The sequence below is a fragment of the Paenibacillus jilunlii genome, assembly GCF_900102965.1.
GTDB classification, from domain to species: domain Bacteria; phylum Bacillota; class Bacilli; order Paenibacillales; family Paenibacillaceae; genus Paenibacillus_AQ; species Paenibacillus_AQ jilunlii.
In genome coordinates, this window is record NZ_FNGM01000018.1 from 1 (window position 1) to 16,490 (window position 16,490).

Annotated in this window: 9 protein-coding genes; all 9 read right to left on the reverse strand. The window is 51.7% G+C overall.

The genetic code is table 11. From position 1 onward, the window contains the following. Positions 1-1,035 precede the first annotated feature (1,035 nt). The 9 genes from BLQ82_RS24310 to xylA all read right to left on the reverse strand — a co-directional run bounded on the left by BLQ82_RS24310 (position 1,036) and on the right by xylA (position 15,903). A complete protein-coding gene (locus BLQ82_RS24310) occupies positions 1,036-2,172 on the reverse strand; it encodes a transglutaminase domain-containing protein (protein WP_062522934.1) in 1,137 nt (378 codons plus the stop codon). 245 nt (positions 2,173-2,417) lie between these two features. Then, positions 2,418-4,802, reverse strand: coding sequence for a glycoside hydrolase family 95 protein (locus tag BLQ82_RS24315; RefSeq protein ID WP_074648596.1), 2,385 nt, complete (start codon positions 4,800-4,802; stop codon positions 2,418-2,420). A gap of 148 nt (positions 4,803-4,950) precedes the next feature. Further along, positions 4,951-6,687 (reverse strand): ABC transporter substrate-binding protein, encoded by a 1,737-nt coding sequence (locus tag BLQ82_RS24320; protein ID WP_208810722.1) that lies wholly within the window; start codon positions 6,685-6,687, stop codon positions 4,951-4,953. Positions 6,688-6,836: 149 nt separating this feature from the next. Beyond that, positions 6,837-7,742 (reverse strand): carbohydrate ABC transporter permease, encoded by a 906-nt coding sequence (locus BLQ82_RS24325; protein WP_062522930.1) that lies wholly within the window; start codon positions 7,740-7,742, stop codon positions 6,837-6,839. A 62-nt stretch (positions 7,743-7,804) separates the two neighbouring features. Further along, a complete protein-coding gene (locus BLQ82_RS24330; protein ID WP_244280991.1) occupies positions 7,805-8,740 on the reverse strand; it encodes an ABC transporter permease in 936 nt (311 codons plus the stop codon). Positions 8,741-9,402: 662 nt separating this feature from the next. Then, positions 9,403-10,956, reverse strand: a complete 1,554-nt coding sequence (locus BLQ82_RS24335) for a response regulator transcription factor (protein ID WP_062522925.1) — start codon at positions 10,954-10,956, stop codon at positions 9,403-9,405. Next, positions 10,953-12,737 (reverse strand): sensor histidine kinase, encoded by a 1,785-nt coding sequence (locus BLQ82_RS24340; protein ID WP_062522923.1) that lies wholly within the window; start codon positions 12,735-12,737, stop codon positions 10,953-10,955. The genes BLQ82_RS24335 and BLQ82_RS24340 overlap by 4 nt, the downstream gene beginning before the upstream one ends. Positions 12,738-12,897: 160 nt before the next feature. Beyond that, the gene (xylB, locus tag BLQ82_RS24345) at positions 12,898-14,394 is read right to left on the reverse strand and encodes a xylulokinase (protein WP_062522920.1); all 1,497 of its coding nucleotides are present in this window, start codon (positions 14,392-14,394) and stop codon (positions 12,898-12,900) included. 189 nt (positions 14,395-14,583) lie between these two features. Next, the gene (gene xylA, locus BLQ82_RS24350) at positions 14,584-15,903 is read right to left on the reverse strand and encodes a xylose isomerase (RefSeq protein ID WP_062522918.1); all 1,320 of its coding nucleotides are present in this window, start codon (positions 15,901-15,903) and stop codon (positions 14,584-14,586) included. Positions 15,904-16,490: the final 587 nt, after the last annotated feature.

A 16,490-nucleotide genomic window follows, 5' to 3' on the forward strand; every position in this document is an offset into this window, starting at 1 on the left:
GCTTCTTGTTCTCCTTGGCCGCATGACCTAGCTTTTCTTGGAGTTCTTGAACTTTTTCCTTAGGTGTCATTAGCCGATTGGCATTCACTCACTCGTACCTCCTCCAAAAAGCATAAACAAAGCAGGGCTCCTTCCCTCCCTAAGGTTATGTTGTCCTTAGGTTCTTTGGTACTATGAGCCCCTCGGACTCCCTTCCCACAGACGATTCACTTCATCTTCTGGACTTATAGAGCGTCTTTTTACGGCTTTCTAAAAAAAAAAAAAAATTTCCGTGTGGGGGAGGGTCTCCCCAGTTCACTGCATTATCTTTCAATCCATGCCGTTCCCTATACGCCGGAGGATTCTTCGCTGTTGTTCCAAGTTCTACGCAGCTTCCATGGCCTTCGTCTATTATCTCGAGACTCGGCTTCCCCTTCTCCCTCTTGCAAGGCCTTTTTGACGACGCGGCAGGATTCACTTGATGTTGCGGCCTGGATTGTTGCTCGCCCGGTCTCTGACCGGTACTTTTGTCGATGCGCTTTTACACACAGATTTCGCCATGTGCAAGCATCCTAGCTACCAAGGTGGCTTGGCCCCTCCCTTGGTTGGACTTTCACCAACTAGATAATGCGTACTTCTGGGCACGCAAACAAGAAAAGAAGGGATGCATTTGGAGCCAAACAGCTCCAGGTGCATCCCTTTTGATGATCAGTATCGTACTGCCATTGCTTAACCTTCTGATCAGTATCCTACTGCCATTGCTTATCTTTCTAATCAGTATCCTACTGCCGTTCTTGCCTTTCTGCCAAGGTGACCAGGATGCTTGCCCGCACAGACAGGATGGTTGCCAGTCCCCAGTGCCGCCATTGTTCTGTAGGCAGCAGCCCCTCCTTCAGCCCCATCGGTTAAGCGTATCTATGCAGACTCACGTTCCGCTATTCTCTGTAAACGGGCAATATACAAGGTGATCCGGACACACAATCCCGTTATTGAGGTGAAACGTCCGGCCGTAAGACGCACACCAAGCGGCAGACAGCCACAAAACACGCCAGCTGCCTACTTCCAGGTCACATAGACCCTCAAATCCCCGGTGTTGTCAAACGGGGAGCTGGTGTAGGCCAAGTTCTCCAGGCCTAAGCTGTAAAGTCCCTGCAGATCTATTTTGAGCAGTTTTTCGCTGCCCCGGTAACGGAATAAAAGGGATTGCTTGCCGGAAGCAGCCGCCTCTCGCACGAGCGTATTCAGCTCTGCCGCAGAAGTGATCACCTCATCCTCCTCATACAGCCGGTAATCGAGCTTCTTTTGAAGCTCCTGGTATACCGGTACGCTCTGCCCGCCCCGGCTGACCAGCTCGGACAGGGTCTGGGCATAGCCGACAGACGCTGCCGGGTAGGATTTGGTCCAGCTGTGGTCACGGCGCATCTGGGCATCTGTCCTCATGTAGTAGACCGTGCTGATGCCCCCTTCCGGGCTGGGAGTCGGATCATCCCAGGTTGTGTCCAAATGGTACCAGCGTCCGTCCAATTGCACCAGATTCCAGGCATGTGACTGGGCAACGCCTCCCTCAGGTTTTGCCGTCCCCTCCACAATTTTGTTCGGGATACCTGCGCCCAGGAGCAATTTGTAGGTCAGAAGCGAATACCCCTGACAAACAGCGCTGCCGCTCTGCAAGCCTTCATAGGCGGTATATTTACGGTATGTGTTATCATATTTCAAATGCAGCACCACCCAGTCATGGATCACCTTTACCTTCTGGTGTTGGTTCATTCCTGGGGAAATGATCTGCTGTAAAATAGTCTTCACCTGCTTGTTCACCAGTGCCGTCTGCTGCAGCGTCTCCCTATATGCCACCTGCACCGTTACCTTGGCCGACCGGCTGCTTCCACGATAAGAAAAAGCGTAGCTGTCGATAATATAATACAGGTAAGGGTCACTGCCCATCGCCTGGTCAATCGCCTTCTGCACCTGGGATTTCAGGCTGGCTGTCTTGCCTTCGTATACGAACGTAATGTTCTCTCTGCGGTTATTCATGGCTGCGGTCAGCTTCTGGGCCATCTCCGCTCCCGATTGCAGAACGGCTGAAGTGCTGGCGGCGTAGGCTTGATCCCAGCCCCAGTACAGTGCAGGCGGCAGAGCGGCGCACACAAGCATTCCTCCAAGCATGGCTTTGGCCAGTGTATATCGTTTCTTCATATATGCCCCTGCTTTCTCTGCTGCAATGGATATGGATTAAGTTCCACGTTTATGCTCTATTTTATTAAATGCGGAAAACCAGCATTACACGACTATAATATTTCAGGAAGATCCAAAGGACCGGCTGCGCCCTCCTGGTTATTATTATCGGTCCAGTACGCCTGGTGGATAAGTCCGGCAGGCAAAAAAGGCGGTTCCGCGTAGAGTAGCTCTCTACTGCGGAAACCGCCTGGATGCGCTGTGCTTTAATTTTTTGTATGCTGCGGGATCAGAATATAAGTCTCTCCGGAAATGGTCTCAAAAGCAGCGCCAGCATCACAAAACGTCCCATCCGGTTTCTGCAGCGATAGAGGAAGGCTGCTGGACACGCTGCACGGATAGCCATGCGTAGACACCAGCACTCCCCGGACCAGTTGGCCGCCGCTCCACTCCATATCAACGATAAAACCGCCGCGCGCCCGCAGCCCGCTGACCCGGCCCTCGCTCCAGCTCCCGGGAAGCGCCGGCAGCAGCTTCAGCCCGTTCTGATGACTCTGGAGCAGCATTTCGGCTATCCCTGCCGCAACGCCGAAGTTGCCGTCGATCTGGAATGGCGGGTGGTTGCCAAACAGATTCGGCAGCGTGGCTGCCTCCAGAATCCTCCGCACACAGCGGTAGGCTTTCTCGCCATCTTGCAGCCTGGCATACAGATTAAGCAGCCAGGAGGCGCTCCAGCCGGTATGTCCGCCGCCGGATTCGAGACGTTTCTCCAGCGACAAGGCCGCTGCAGCCGCCAGCTCCGGCGTCTTGTCAAGGCTGATCACATTACCTGGATACAGGTCATATAGATGGGAGACATGACGGTGTCCCGGCTCCTTCTCGGCAAAATCCCCGTTCCACTCCCGTATCCGCCCGTCCGGAGCGATTCCCGGATGTGCAAGCCGCGCCCGCTTAGCGGTTAATTCCGCGCGGAACTCAGGCTCCGTGTCCAGAATTTCCGCAGCCTGAATACAGTGGGAGAACAATTCGGCAATCAGCGACATATCCATAGCTGACCCGGCAGACACACTGCAGGATTCCCCTTCGGCGGTAAGAAAGACATTCTCCGGTGAGGTGGACAAGCCCGTAGTCAGCCGGCCATCCGGCAGCTCTACCAGAAAGTCCAGACAGAACATAGCTGCCCCCTTGAGTACAGGAAATGCAGTGTCTTGCAGAAAGGCCGTGTCGGGGCAGAAGGCGTAGCGTTCCCACAGATGCCGTGAAAGCCACACGCCGCCCATCGGCCAAAAAGCCCACATAGACAGTCCGTCGGAGGGGGTGGTCATCCGCCAGAGGTCGGTATTGTGATGAACGCTCCAACCGCGCGCTGCATAGTGAATATTTGCGGTGCGGCTCCCGGCCAGGCTGAGCTCTGTAATTAAATCCATTAATGGTTCATGGCATTCACCTAATCCGCACAGCTCGGCTGGCCAATAGTTCATTTCTGCATTAATGTTCGTGGTATAGTTGCTGTTCCATGGCGGCTGAACATGCGGGTTCCAGATCCCTTGGAGATTCAGGGCCTGCGTGCCGGGCCGGGAGCCTGCGATCATCAGATAGCGGCCATATTGGAACAGCAGCACTTCCAGGGCCGGATCTGCCCGCCCTTCACGGTACAGTGCCAGCCGGTCATTGGTTGGCAGCCCGGCCTGGGAAGAAGCAGGCGCGAGCGCAAGCTTCACACGCCGGAACAAGGCTTGATGATCCCGGATATGGCGCAGCCTTAGCTCTGCATAATCTTTGGAGGCTGAAGCCAGCTGCTTGAGGCACAGCTCCGAAGGCACTGTGCCGCTGCTTCCCGGCATCCGGTCATACCCCGCATAATCAGTTGCCGCCGCCATCCGGATGGTAACGGAATTCGCACCGGCAACCGACAGTCTTCCGTTCTCAGCCGTACAAACGCCGCCATCCGTACGGATCTCCAAGGCTGCCGCATAACTTATACCCAGGCCTTCTTCGTACAAGACGGAGCGCGGATGATCACCCGCATAATTATCGGCCACATGCGACGGGGCGCGTCCGGTCATGATCAGTATTCCGTCCGTAGTGATCCTGAAACGGGAAGGATGAGGCGAACTCAGCTCAGCCGAGAAATCCGGCAATACGTTCGGTTCTCCCCGGCCCTCCGCACGGATATGGATCGCTATAAGCTCATCGGGTCTGCTGGCCAATACTTCGCGAACGATCTTAACGCCTCCGGCAGTATAGGACACAACAGCCAATGCTTGCTCCAAATCGAGCTCTCTGCGGTAATCCTCTACCGGACCTGCGGGGCCGAACCTGATCTTCAAGTCTCCCAGCGGTTGGTAGGATTCCGTACGGCTGCCGAGCATTGTGGCATCAATCAGCGTTTCCGCTTCCTTATATTTCCCCTCCGCTACGAGCTGCTTGGCCGGAGCCAAATGCCGCAGCGCTTCATAATTGGTTGTATCGCGCGGGAAGCCCGACCACAGGGTATCCTCATTTAATTGGATCAGCTCCTCCTCCACTCCGCCGAAGACCATCCCCCCAAGCCGGCCGTTGCCCACCGGCAGGGCCTCTTCCCATATGGCGGCTGGCCTGTTGTACCATAATTTATGCTGACCGGTATTCCTGCTCTCTCCCACGTGCATGCCTCCTGTCTGTCTAGTTAGGGTTCAATGATAGACGATCATTTTCCTGATGTTTGATGTTGCAGGGTAAACAGCAATCGGCGGGAGTCCAGGACTTGCATCAGGACTTCCCGCCGTCTTCATACTTTTTTAAAAGAATAACGACTAATTATTCATTCCACAGTTTCACACGTTTTTTAACCAGCTCTTCACGTAAATCTTCTGCCTTCTCTACGCCGGCTTTATCAAGTTCTCCCATGTAGGCATCCCAGACTTTATCAAAATCAGCCGGCTTGGACAGGATAGCTTCTGGAATCCGTTTCCAGGTAATATCCTTCAGCTTGTTGTCGAGCACAACAATTTCGCTGTCGCCAGGAATGGTGATGTTCCAGGCAGCGCCCCAAGGCTTAACCTTGAATTCATCCTCGCTGGGGAACAAATCTTTCCAGGTGTTGGCTTTGTAGGCCGCCAGTGTTTCTTTCTCTACTTTATTGTAGCCTGCTATGACTTGCTCAGGGAAACGGGTTGTATAGTAGCTGCCGGTTGGGTCCAATACGCCGTCGCCATAGTGAGCGCTAAGCAGTGCGTAGTTAGAGCCGACATTTCCAAGTCCGGTTTCTTTTTGGAAATTAGTGGTGTCATTATATTTACGGTTATTTACATCTTCAGGAATAACGCGTTTGCCGTCAACGACGTTGTAGTGCTTGCCTTCGATACCCCAGTTGATCAGCACTTGACCTTCATCGGAAGCGAGGTAGTCCAGGAATTTAATGGCGCGCACCGGATCTTTAGCATCTACGCTGATTCCGATTCCGTTGCCGGCCATGAAGCCTGTAGGCCAGAAGGAGGTATCCTTATACTCCTCAGACAAAGTCACAGGGAAGTGTGCATATCCTTGATCCAGCTTGCCTTCGGCTTTCAGTGCTTTTTCTCCGTCTCCATAACCCCAGTCTTGGTCGATCAGACCAATGACACGGCCTGTAGCAATCTTGGCTTTGTACTGGTCATACTTCTGAACGAAGCTCTCCGGATCAAGCAAACCGATGTCGTTCATATGGTTGAGCCAGCGGAAATATTCTTTCTCAGCCGGACGGCGGAAGTGATAGGTCACTTCTTGCGTGTCAATATCAATCGCATACTCACCATCATCAGGTGAACCTGTAGTAATGAATGCCGGGTTGGTCACTGTAATGTACATGTACCAGTCATCTGCATTTAGAGTCATACCGATGTTTTTGTTGCCGTTCTCATCGGTCGGATGTTTTTCCAGATAAGCCTTGATGACGTTTTCATAATCCTGAACCGTCTTGATTTCCGGATAACCGGCTTCTTTGACGGCACGGTGCTGAAGCTCGAATCCGCCGCCCGCATCAAAATATTTGTTATCCACACCTGCGTAGGTAGGAATAGCATAAATCGCATGGTCATCATCACTGTAACGTGAACGTTTCAGGCCTTCCTCGCCAAGCACTTTTTTGATGTTGGGGGCATATTTTTCAATCAGGTCCGTCAGATCCAGCATTGCGCCTGCATCTACGAGCTTGTTGATGTCGGTCTTGGCACTGATCAGATCCGGATATTCACCGCTGGCAGCAATTAGGGCTACCTTTTGTTGGGGATCACCCACTGCAAATTCAGCTTCTAAGGTTACACCCGTTTTTTCGGTAAGAACCTTACCTACTTCATCCTGCATTCCTGTCCAGTTCGGGTTAGGGTCTGCACTGAAATAAGTCATGGTCAGCGGAGAAGTATCCTCAGCCTTGTTAGCGTTGTTTCCCGTATTCGCGGCATTTCCGGCTGCGTTATTCCCGTTATTACCGCCGCAGCCGGCGAGCAAGCCGAGCAGCATAACAGAAGTGAGCGTAATCGCCGATGCTTTGGCTTTTATTTGTCTATTACTTGCCATGAATGAAACCCTCCTTAAAATTGTTAATCTATCGTATCACAGGTAAATGCCTGTTAATACTTTGTCCAAGTGCGGCTGGCTGCAAGAAAACGGATACATCCCGGAGTAAATGACAGGGGAGACCTGCTCCCCTGCAACTGAAGCTGTGACTAGCTTTTCACGGCTCCAAGCGTCATGCCTTTGACGAAATATTTCTGAATAAACGGATAGACCATCAGGATGGGCACCGTTACAACAATCGTAATCGCCATTTTGAGCGACTCCGGCGAGACCTGATTGGATGCCATTGAAGCAATATTGGAGCGGTAATCACCGTTATTGCCGCTGGTAGTAGTCTGCAGGACCTTCATCAGCTCATATTGCAGCGTGGTCAGATGAGGGCTGGACCCGTTATACAGATACGTATCAAACCAGGCATTCCATTGGCCCACAGCCAGGAACAGCGAGATGGTGGCCAGCGCCGGCTTCAAAAGCGGCAAGATGACACGCCAGTAAATCGTGAAGTCATTGGCCCCGTCCAGCTTCGCTGATTCCTGCAGCGCATAAGGCAAGCCGTCGATAAAGGAGCGGATAACGAACACATTGAAGGCACTGACCAGACCGGGTACGATGTAGACTGCAAAAGAGTTCATCATGCCCAGATCCTTGACCAGCATGTAAACCGGGATCAGACCTCCGGATATATACATGGTCATCGCCAGAAATGTCGAGACGAACTTGCGGCCATGAAAGTCAGGACGGCTGATGGTAAATGCCAGCATGGAGGCGCTGAGCAACCCGAGCAGGGTTCCGGCTATTGTCCGTAAAGCGGATATCTTGAACCCTGTGATCAATCCCGAGAAGGTGAAAATCTTCAAATAATTGTCCCAGGTAAATTCTCGGGGATAGATTGTGATGCCGCCGCGTACACTGTCCACTGAATCATTCAGCGAGATGGCAAGCACATTTAGAAAAGGGTATATCGTGACCACAATCACGATTAATACCACCAGATACACGATGAAGTCAAAAATCCGGTCTGCCCAGGACTTTCCTGTAAGTACTGTATTTCCCACAATAATATTCTCCTTTCACGAAAAGGCAATTTGCTGCCACGATTGGTTAAAGGGACCTTATATTACAGAAGGCTCTCTTTGGTTGTGCGTTTGAAGATTCCGTTAATCGTAAACAGCAGAATTACACTGATCACAGAGTTGAATATATTGATCGCGGTACCGTAGGAATATCTCGCCATGCCCAGCCCGTATTTCAGAGAGTACAGATCGAGCACTTGCGAATAATCGGTAACGAGGTTGTTCTGAAGTAAGAATTGCTTTTCAAAGCCGATATTAAGCAAGTTCCCGATCGACATGATCAGCAGAACGATAATGGTCGGGCGGATACCCGGCAGTGTGATATGCCATATCTGACGGAGCCTGCTGGCACCGTCCACCCGGGACGCTTCGTAGAGCTCAGGTCCGATACCTGAAATAGCCGCAAGATAAATGATCGCGTTCCATCCGGTTTCTTTCCACACATCCGATAAGGTAACGATTCCCCAGAAGAGATGGCCCTGGGCCATAAACTGGATAGGTGAGTCTATAAATCCTATTCCTAACAAGATATCGTTTACAAGACCATTTTCACTGGACAGCATTTTGGTTACAATACCGGCCGCAACCACCCATGATACAAAGTGGGGCAGATACGAGACGGTCTGAGCAAACCGTTTGAAAATGCCGAGGCGGACCTCATTAAGCAATATTGCAAACGTTATCGGAAAAATAAAGCCTGCCACCAGGCCCATTCCGCTCATCGCCAGCGTATTGCGCAGCGCCAGAAGGAATTGCGAATCGCTGAACAGCGTCCTAAAGTGGTCGAAGCCCACCCATTCTTGTTCAAAAAAGCCGCGTGCGGGCTTGTACTTCTGGAACGCCATCGTCCATCCCCATAACGGCAGATAGCTGAAGACGAATGCCCAGATTACAAAGGGGATCGACATCATCCATAAATACTTTTGATTCTTAAAGTTTCTCCAAAACCGTCCTCCTGAAGCAGGCTTTTTGTTGCGCATTCGGGTATCCGGCGGGATTGGAGCAGTTACTGTGTCCGCTTTCATAAAGCCCCCTCCTCTCTATGTCTATATTCTAGAGTGCTGTAAGCGATTGCAGTACCCTATAAATTTGATCTAAAATCAGATGGAAATTAGAGATTTGAGAACGACTCCCCATGAATCCTATTGCAACTCTTTAAGTGGAAAAAGGTAGACTAATTCAGCTCATTTCGCCATTGGACAAGAAAAGTGGCCCAATTAGGTTTACTTTTTCCACTTAAATCTCAGTATTTCTTAATTTCCGGAAAAATAAGTTCCCTTTTTCCAACTAGCACCTGCGTAGAAGCCGATAAACAAGTGTTAGTTGAAATTAGGATATCTATTCTTGATTGGAACCGCCTTTTGCGGTTGAAATCCGGTGACTGATTATGCTGAAGATAGCGAGCTTTCCTACGGAAAGCTTTCAGGCGACGCTACCGCTCTGTAAGTATCCAGACTTCCCCTCCGCACTTCTACCCTTTTTATGAATTTTTTAAGTTCAACTTATATAGACCGACGAATCCCTCAGAACTCGGCCTTCAACACTCCAGCAACAAAACATATAAATTCTTATCTCTCAAAAAAAGCAGCCCGGCTGAAATAGCCGGACTGCTTTTTTTCCAGTGTATCCAGTGCAAACGCACTCAATTATTTTTGCGGAAGGAACTTGGGGAGGTCCCGACATATTTACGGAACTTGGCGTTGAAATAATCAGAGTTCATGTAGCCAACCTTCTCGGCCACTTCATACACCTTCATCCCTTGCGCCAAAAACTCTTTGGCTTTCTCAATCCGCACCTTATCCAAGTATGTGTTGAAATACTCGCCGGTGGTATTCTTGAACATCTTGCCCAGATAGGCACTGTTATAACTGAACAGCTCGGATAACGTCTCCAGCTTCAGGTTCTCGTTATACCTGCGCTGGATCAACTCCGTAATTTTCTTGATTTCGTTCCCCTTGACGCCGCTGGTCATCTGCCCTGCGATCTCAGCCAGAAAGGCAACGGATTGCTCCTGAAGATCCTCAAGATAGCGGCTCTGGTATAGCTCTCCAATCGGCGGAAAGTGCTTGGCTGTATTATTGCGGATCTCCGGATATACCGGCTCCAGCCTGGCTAACACCGTGCTGAGAATCCGCACGAAGGTGTCTTTGATCTGCTGCTCCTCTCCGCCAGAAGCGATCAGTTCGGCGCTGACCGCCTGTACCAGCGGCTCAATGGCCGCGCGGCTTCCGGTTTCGACGGCCAGCAGCAGGCGGCTCTCCGCATCCGTCCCCTGCTCTGTATCCGCTTCCCCGGAACCAGAGAGCAACATGCCTGATGGATCTGCAGTGATCATTATCCCTTTGCGGTAAAAGAAGGCCCGCCGCAATAATTCACGCGCCTTATTGAACGATTCCGCTGCCTCTCCGGGCCGGGGAACCGCCCCGCCCGCAGCAGCGGTGAAGTTGAACCCGCATGGGCAGATTAGCCCGGCGAGCTCTTCCATCAGGTGCTCCCGGCACAGCCCATCCTGCAGCGGCTCCTTCAGCAGCAGGCCGATATACGGCGGCAGCGTAAAAAACAGCCGGTCTTCACTCCCGGCGAAATGCTGCTCCACAGCAGCAATGATCTTCCGCTCTTCGTCTTCGGTGGCATGGGCAGGCGCAAGCAGCTCTATCAGAACCACCTCCACACGGTCGGGCGCCAAACCAAGCGCAGCGGCCTGCTTGCCCGGATCATCCTCTCCGGACTCATCTGCCGAAGGCTGCAGCAATGCACGCAGCAGACTCTCCCGGTTGCGGGTGGGCTCCTCTTCGTTCCAGCGGCTGAAACGGTCTTCCCTGTCAATGGTTTCCCGCAGCTCTTCCAGGAGAGAGATCATCTCCTCCTCATTTACCGGTTTTAGCAAATACCCGTCGATCCGGTAGCCAATCGCCCGCTTCGCATAATCAAAATCGGCATGCCCGCTTAAGATCAGCACATGGCTTGTCGAGCCTTCGTTCCGAAGCTCGCCGATCAGCTCCAGCCCGTCCATTCCGGGCATGCGGATATCCACCACAATCAGCTCGGGATAATGGATATGGTATTTTTCAAGGGCCTGCAAGCCATTAGCCGCCGTAGCCACTACCGTAAATCCCAGCTGTTCCCATGGAATCAATGCTCTCAGGCCTTCACGCAGCTTTGGCTCATCATCCACAATCAGTACTTTAATCATCATTTTGCAACCTCCATTGGGATGCGGAAAGAGATCCTGGTTCCTTCGTTCGGAGGGCTCTCGATCGTCAGTCCATACTTCTCACCATAGGACAGTTTTAAGCGGTCATGCACATTGCGCAGACCAATCCTGGCCCCTTCCTGCTCCTCCTGAGTCTCCAGCGTAATTCGTATCTGCTCCAGCCTGTCCCGGGTAATTCCTGCTCCGTTATCCGTAATCGTAAATATGGCATGATCCTGCTCATACCGGATTTCCACTGTCACCACTGCCCCTTCCAGGGTGTTGTCCAATCCATGAATGACCGCATTCTCCACAAGCGGCTGAATGATCAGCGGCGGCATGGAGAGAGACTCTACGGCGGGATCGACGATAAAATGATATTTTAACCGCTCTTCATAGCGGAATTGCTGAATCTCCAGATAACATCTGACCATATCCAGCTCCTGCTTCAGTGTAACCTTGCTGCGCCCGACCTCAAGGCTGCTTCGCATCATTTGGCCGAGCAGGCGGACAACTCTGGCAATTTCCTGCTGGTTCTTCATGTGGGCTTCCATACGGATCGACTCCAGCGCATTGAATAGAAAATGGGGGTTGATCTGGCTCGCCAGCATTTTGAAGCGGATATCGTTCTGCTTCTGCTGCAGCAGGCTGTTCTGCTCATTGGATACCTGCACCTCAAGCATCAGATCATGGATGCTGCGCACCATGGAATTGAACTGCCGCGCGAGCAGCGCAATCTCATCTTTGCCGTCGATTTGCAGTGCTGTGTCAAAATCCCCGGTGCCCACCCGGTTGATATGCTTGCTGAGATGCAGCAGACGCCGGGAGAAGAGCGAAGAAAAGCTGAAAATCAGCAGGAAAGCCAATGCTACGCTGATGGTGATGACCGAAAGCGCCAGCCTGATGATCCGGTTGGGTTCTTTGACAATGCTGTCAATGGAAAAAACTGAGATGACCCGCAGCGCGTTGCGGCTGGCTTGCGGATTCAGCTCATCAATAACAATTTGGGACGGCTCCCCATCCACTACTGCCTCATAGCTGCCGCTCCCCTGCCCCAGCAGTTTGGTATCAAATGAGATATCGGCCAATGTCTTGCCTTCCCTTTCTTTCCGGTTTGAGGCAATAATATTGTTCTGGTCATCCACAATCATCGTATCAAATGATTCCTGGTTCAAAATCGCCGTCAGCTTGCTGCTGTTGACATTGATGACCAGCATTCCGGTCTTGCTGGACCCCTCCAGCTCTATTTTGCGGACAAGACTTAAATACTTATGATGATCCCGCTCGTCTTCAATATATTCCCAGCCGACCATCCCCTCATACCGCTGTGCGCGCTGATACCACTCGCTCTCTTTAATCGCCGGAGAAGGGTTAATCAGTTCCCAGTTATTAAGCAGTGAAGCGTTGTCCGTATATAGACGAATATTGCTGATCTCCGTGTACAGCCGTAAGTATTCCCGCACATCTGTATAGTCCTGGTAAGCCTTCACCACTTCATAAACACTCTCATATTTCCGGACCGCCAGTCTTTTCAGCCGGGTATCGTTGTTGAGCCGGTAGGAAATATCCTGGGAGACACCAATAACCTCCTCCGTTCTTTTGCGGACCCGGTCTACGTTAGTGGAGGCTTGCTCCAAGGCATTGTCAAAGGCCATCGTCCTCATCTCAAAAGTCAGATACCCACCTACCAGCAGCACGGGCAGCAAGGTCACCCCCAAAAAGGCAAGCAGCAGCTTATTACGGATTTTTATATCATTCATCAATTTGACGAACCAGCGAAACATGGCTTTACGCCTCCCCTGACCCTCTTTTTCCCGGTAAGGCTACTCCCTTGGAATACACATACATTACAGAAATTCGATGAAAACGGCAACAAAAAGCCCTCCGCGCGTAGCGAAAGGCTCTTGGGGATAAAGTGAAGCAGCCATTACAGCACGCGGGAAACTATTTCCGGTAAGCCGCCAGTTTGTCGTTTAGTTCACGGGTTTGGCCGTATACCTGCTGATAGAGATGAAACAATCCGTCATAGACTTCAGCCTGCTGCGCATTGGGTTTGTACACTTCCGCAGTACGGATGAAGGCTTCTGCGCATTCACTCAGGGAGGCAAACCAGCCGCTGCCGTAAGCTGCAAGCATTGCCGCACCCATAGCCGGTCCCTGCTCGCTCTCCAGCTTGATGATCGAGGCATTGAAGATATCCGCCTGCATCTGCAGCCAGGCTTCATTTTTGGCACCGCCGCCGATGGCTACCACTTCGGTAATTTCCTTGCCGGAATCACGCACGATATCAATAGATTCACGCAGCGAGAACGTAATCCCTTCCAGCACCGAACGGGTGAAGTGGGCCAGCGTATGGCCGGCATCTATGCCGGTAAAGCTGCCGCGGATATTCGGGTCCGGATGCGGGGTGCGTTCACCGACAATATACGGCGTGAACAACAGGCCGCCGCTGCCGGCCGGAATGGAATCTACGCCTTGAAGCAGCTCATCAAAGCTTTTGTCCCCGGCAAAGGTTTCCTTGAACCAGGTAAGGCTGTAACCGGCAGCCAGCGTAACACCCATAATATAATAGGCATCCTTCTCCCCGTGGTTGAAGAAGTGCACCTTCCCTTCAAGGTTCAGGTCCTTATTGCTCTCATAAGACAGCACCACACCGGAGGTGCCGATGCTGCACATGGTCCGGCCTTCGCCAAGAATACCGGCACCCAGTGCGCCGCAAGCGTTGTCTGCGCCGCCGGCGAACACTTTGGTAGAAGGCAGCAAGCCGGAGGCTTCGGCAATCTCGGGCAGCAGGGTGCCGGTCAGATCAAATGATTCCACAAGCTTCGGACAGAGTGTGACAGGCAACCCGAAGGCCTCTGCAATTTCCGCACTCCAGGTTTTGGCGCCCACATCCAGCAGCAGCGTGCCTGCCGCATCGGAATAATCCATGGCATAGTCACCCGTCAGCCGGTAGCGCACATAATCCTTCGGCAGCAGGAACAGCTCAGCCTGTGCCAGCACCTCAGGCTCATTCTCCTGCACCCACAGAATCTTAGGCAGCGTGAAGCCTTCCAGTGCACGGTTTCTGGCAATCTCAATCAGCTTGCTGCCAAGTGTCTTCTCAATCTTCCGGCACTGCGCCGTAGTCCGGGTATCGTTCCAGAGAATGGCTGGGCGCAGCGGTTTGCCTTCGCGGTCCACCAGCACCAGCCCGTGCATCTGTCCGGAAAAGCTGATGCCGTCTACCTGTGAAGGGTCCACACCTGATACTTCGATCAGACGGCGCAAGCTGACCAGCGTGCCCTGTACCCAATCCTCAGGATTCTGCTCGCTCCAGTTCGGCTGCGGGCGGCTTAAGGGATACGATTCGGAATGCTCAAAGGCCACCTTTCCCTGCGGATCTACCAATACTGTCTTTACCGCACTGGTCCCAAGATCAACGCCGATTACATATTTCATAGTTATCCTCCTAAAAGTTTTGCGAGCTTCTGCTCCCTGAAATGACTCCAAGCAAAACTCGCTTCGTAAGCATTTGCTTAGTTATATGAAGCATTGCCTCTCTATTCGTCAAAAAAGGGCTGCCGAAGAATGCTCTCTTCAGCAACCCCCGCCCGCGTTAATCGTTCAGGCTTGACCTAAGTCCCACTCTTATTGCTCAGCAAGGATATATTGGTTGAGTGTAGCTCTCAGCAGTTCTTGACGTCCCGACTCATTCTTGCGCGGATTCTCATTGTTCAGCGCGTAGTCAGCCAGTGAAGCCAGAGTGGCTTTGCCGGATACGATGTCAGCGCCAACGCCTTCAGTGAAGCTGCTGTAGCGTTTATCGATGAAGTTCTCAAATACGCGGTCTTCAAGCAGCTTGGCAGCCACTTTCAGGCCTTTGGCATAAATGTCCATACCGGAGATGTGCGCCAGGAACAGATCCTCAGGCTCAAAGGAAGGACGGCGTACTTTGGAGTCGAAGTTGATTCCGCCTTTGCCAAGCCCATCGTTCTTCAACACTTCATACAGCGTCAGGGTAGCATCATAAATGCTTGCAGGGAATTCATCGGTATCCCAGCCGAGCAATGGATCGCCCTGGTTGGCATCCAGGGATCCCAGCATGCCGTTGATGCGGGCTACGCGCAGCTCATGCTCGAAAGTATGGCCGGCAAGTGTCGCATGGTTGGCTTCAAGGTTCAGCTTGAAGTGCTTGTCGAGATTATATTTCTGCAGGAACGCAATCGTTGTTGCTGCATCGAAGTCATATTGGTGTTTGGTAGGCTCTTTTGGTTTAGGTTCGATCAGGAATTGGCCGTCGAAGCCGATTTCCTTGGCATAATCTACAGCCATGCTGAACAGGCGGGCAATGTTGTCCTGTTCAAGGCTCATATCGGTATTGAGCAGTGTTTCGTAGCCTTCACGTCCGCCCCAGAATACATAGTTGTCTGCGCCCAGACGTTTACCCACTTCCAGGCCTTTCTTCACTTGTGCAGCAGCGTGTGCGTATACATCAGCATTGCAGGTGGAGCCTGCACCGTGCATGTAGCGCGGATTGGTGAACATGTTGGCAGTGTTCCACAGCAATTTTTTGCCGGAAGCCTTCATGCCTTGTTCAAGGATATCTACGATAGTATCGATGTTGCTGTAGAATTCACGCAAAGATGCGCCTTCAGGAGCGATGTCCACATCATGGAAGCAGTAGTAATGAAGGTCCATCTTCTCCATGAATTCAAAAGCTGCTTCTGCACGGGCTTTCGCTTTGTCCAAAGTGCCGAGCTTATCCCAAGTGCGGACTGCAGTTTCTGCGCCGAACGGATCGGAACCGCCAGCGGTTAGTGTATGCCAATAAGCCATTGCAAACTTCAGGTGCTCTTCCATCGTTTTGCCGGCTACGATTTCTTTCGGGTTGTAGAATTTGAATGCATAAGGGTTGGTGGAACGGCTTCCCTCGTAAGAGATCTTGCCTACTGATTCAAAATAAGCCATTGTGTTATCCTCCTCGATATTTTGCTTCGCCCGCAAGCGTTTACAGCATCATCTTAACACATCTTTTTGACTTTGTATATTGGTTAAACAAAGTTTTTTTGCAACTTTATTTTCAGCTGGTATGACCTCCGGCCAGTTCCTTCAATTACGCAATTCTCTCTTCAGACTGCCTGCTAATCATGAACATAAAGTACCCCTGAGCACCGCTCGCTATGCGTCTGCTGCAACAAGACTTGCAGTCCGGCGGCTGGTAGACTCTCAATTGTGCTTCTCCCTCACCGTGTCCAGTTACGGAACCCTTGCAGATTAAAGATGCCTATATATAGATTGAACTTGTAAATTCGATGAAGCGGGCAGTCATCAAAGTGGGAAAAAGGTTCACTAAGCAGACTTATTCGGCTTATGGAGGATACTATGTGGGAAAAAGTACCTCTAATCCGGCTGAAAGCGGCCATATGGGATGAATAAGCCTGAATTAGGTGTACAAAATCCCACTAAACCCTTCAGTAGCCAGGATTTCAGCGAATTAGTTTTACTTTTTCCACTTAGCCTCAGCTCCTTCTGAGCTTCATTGCGTTCACAAGCCT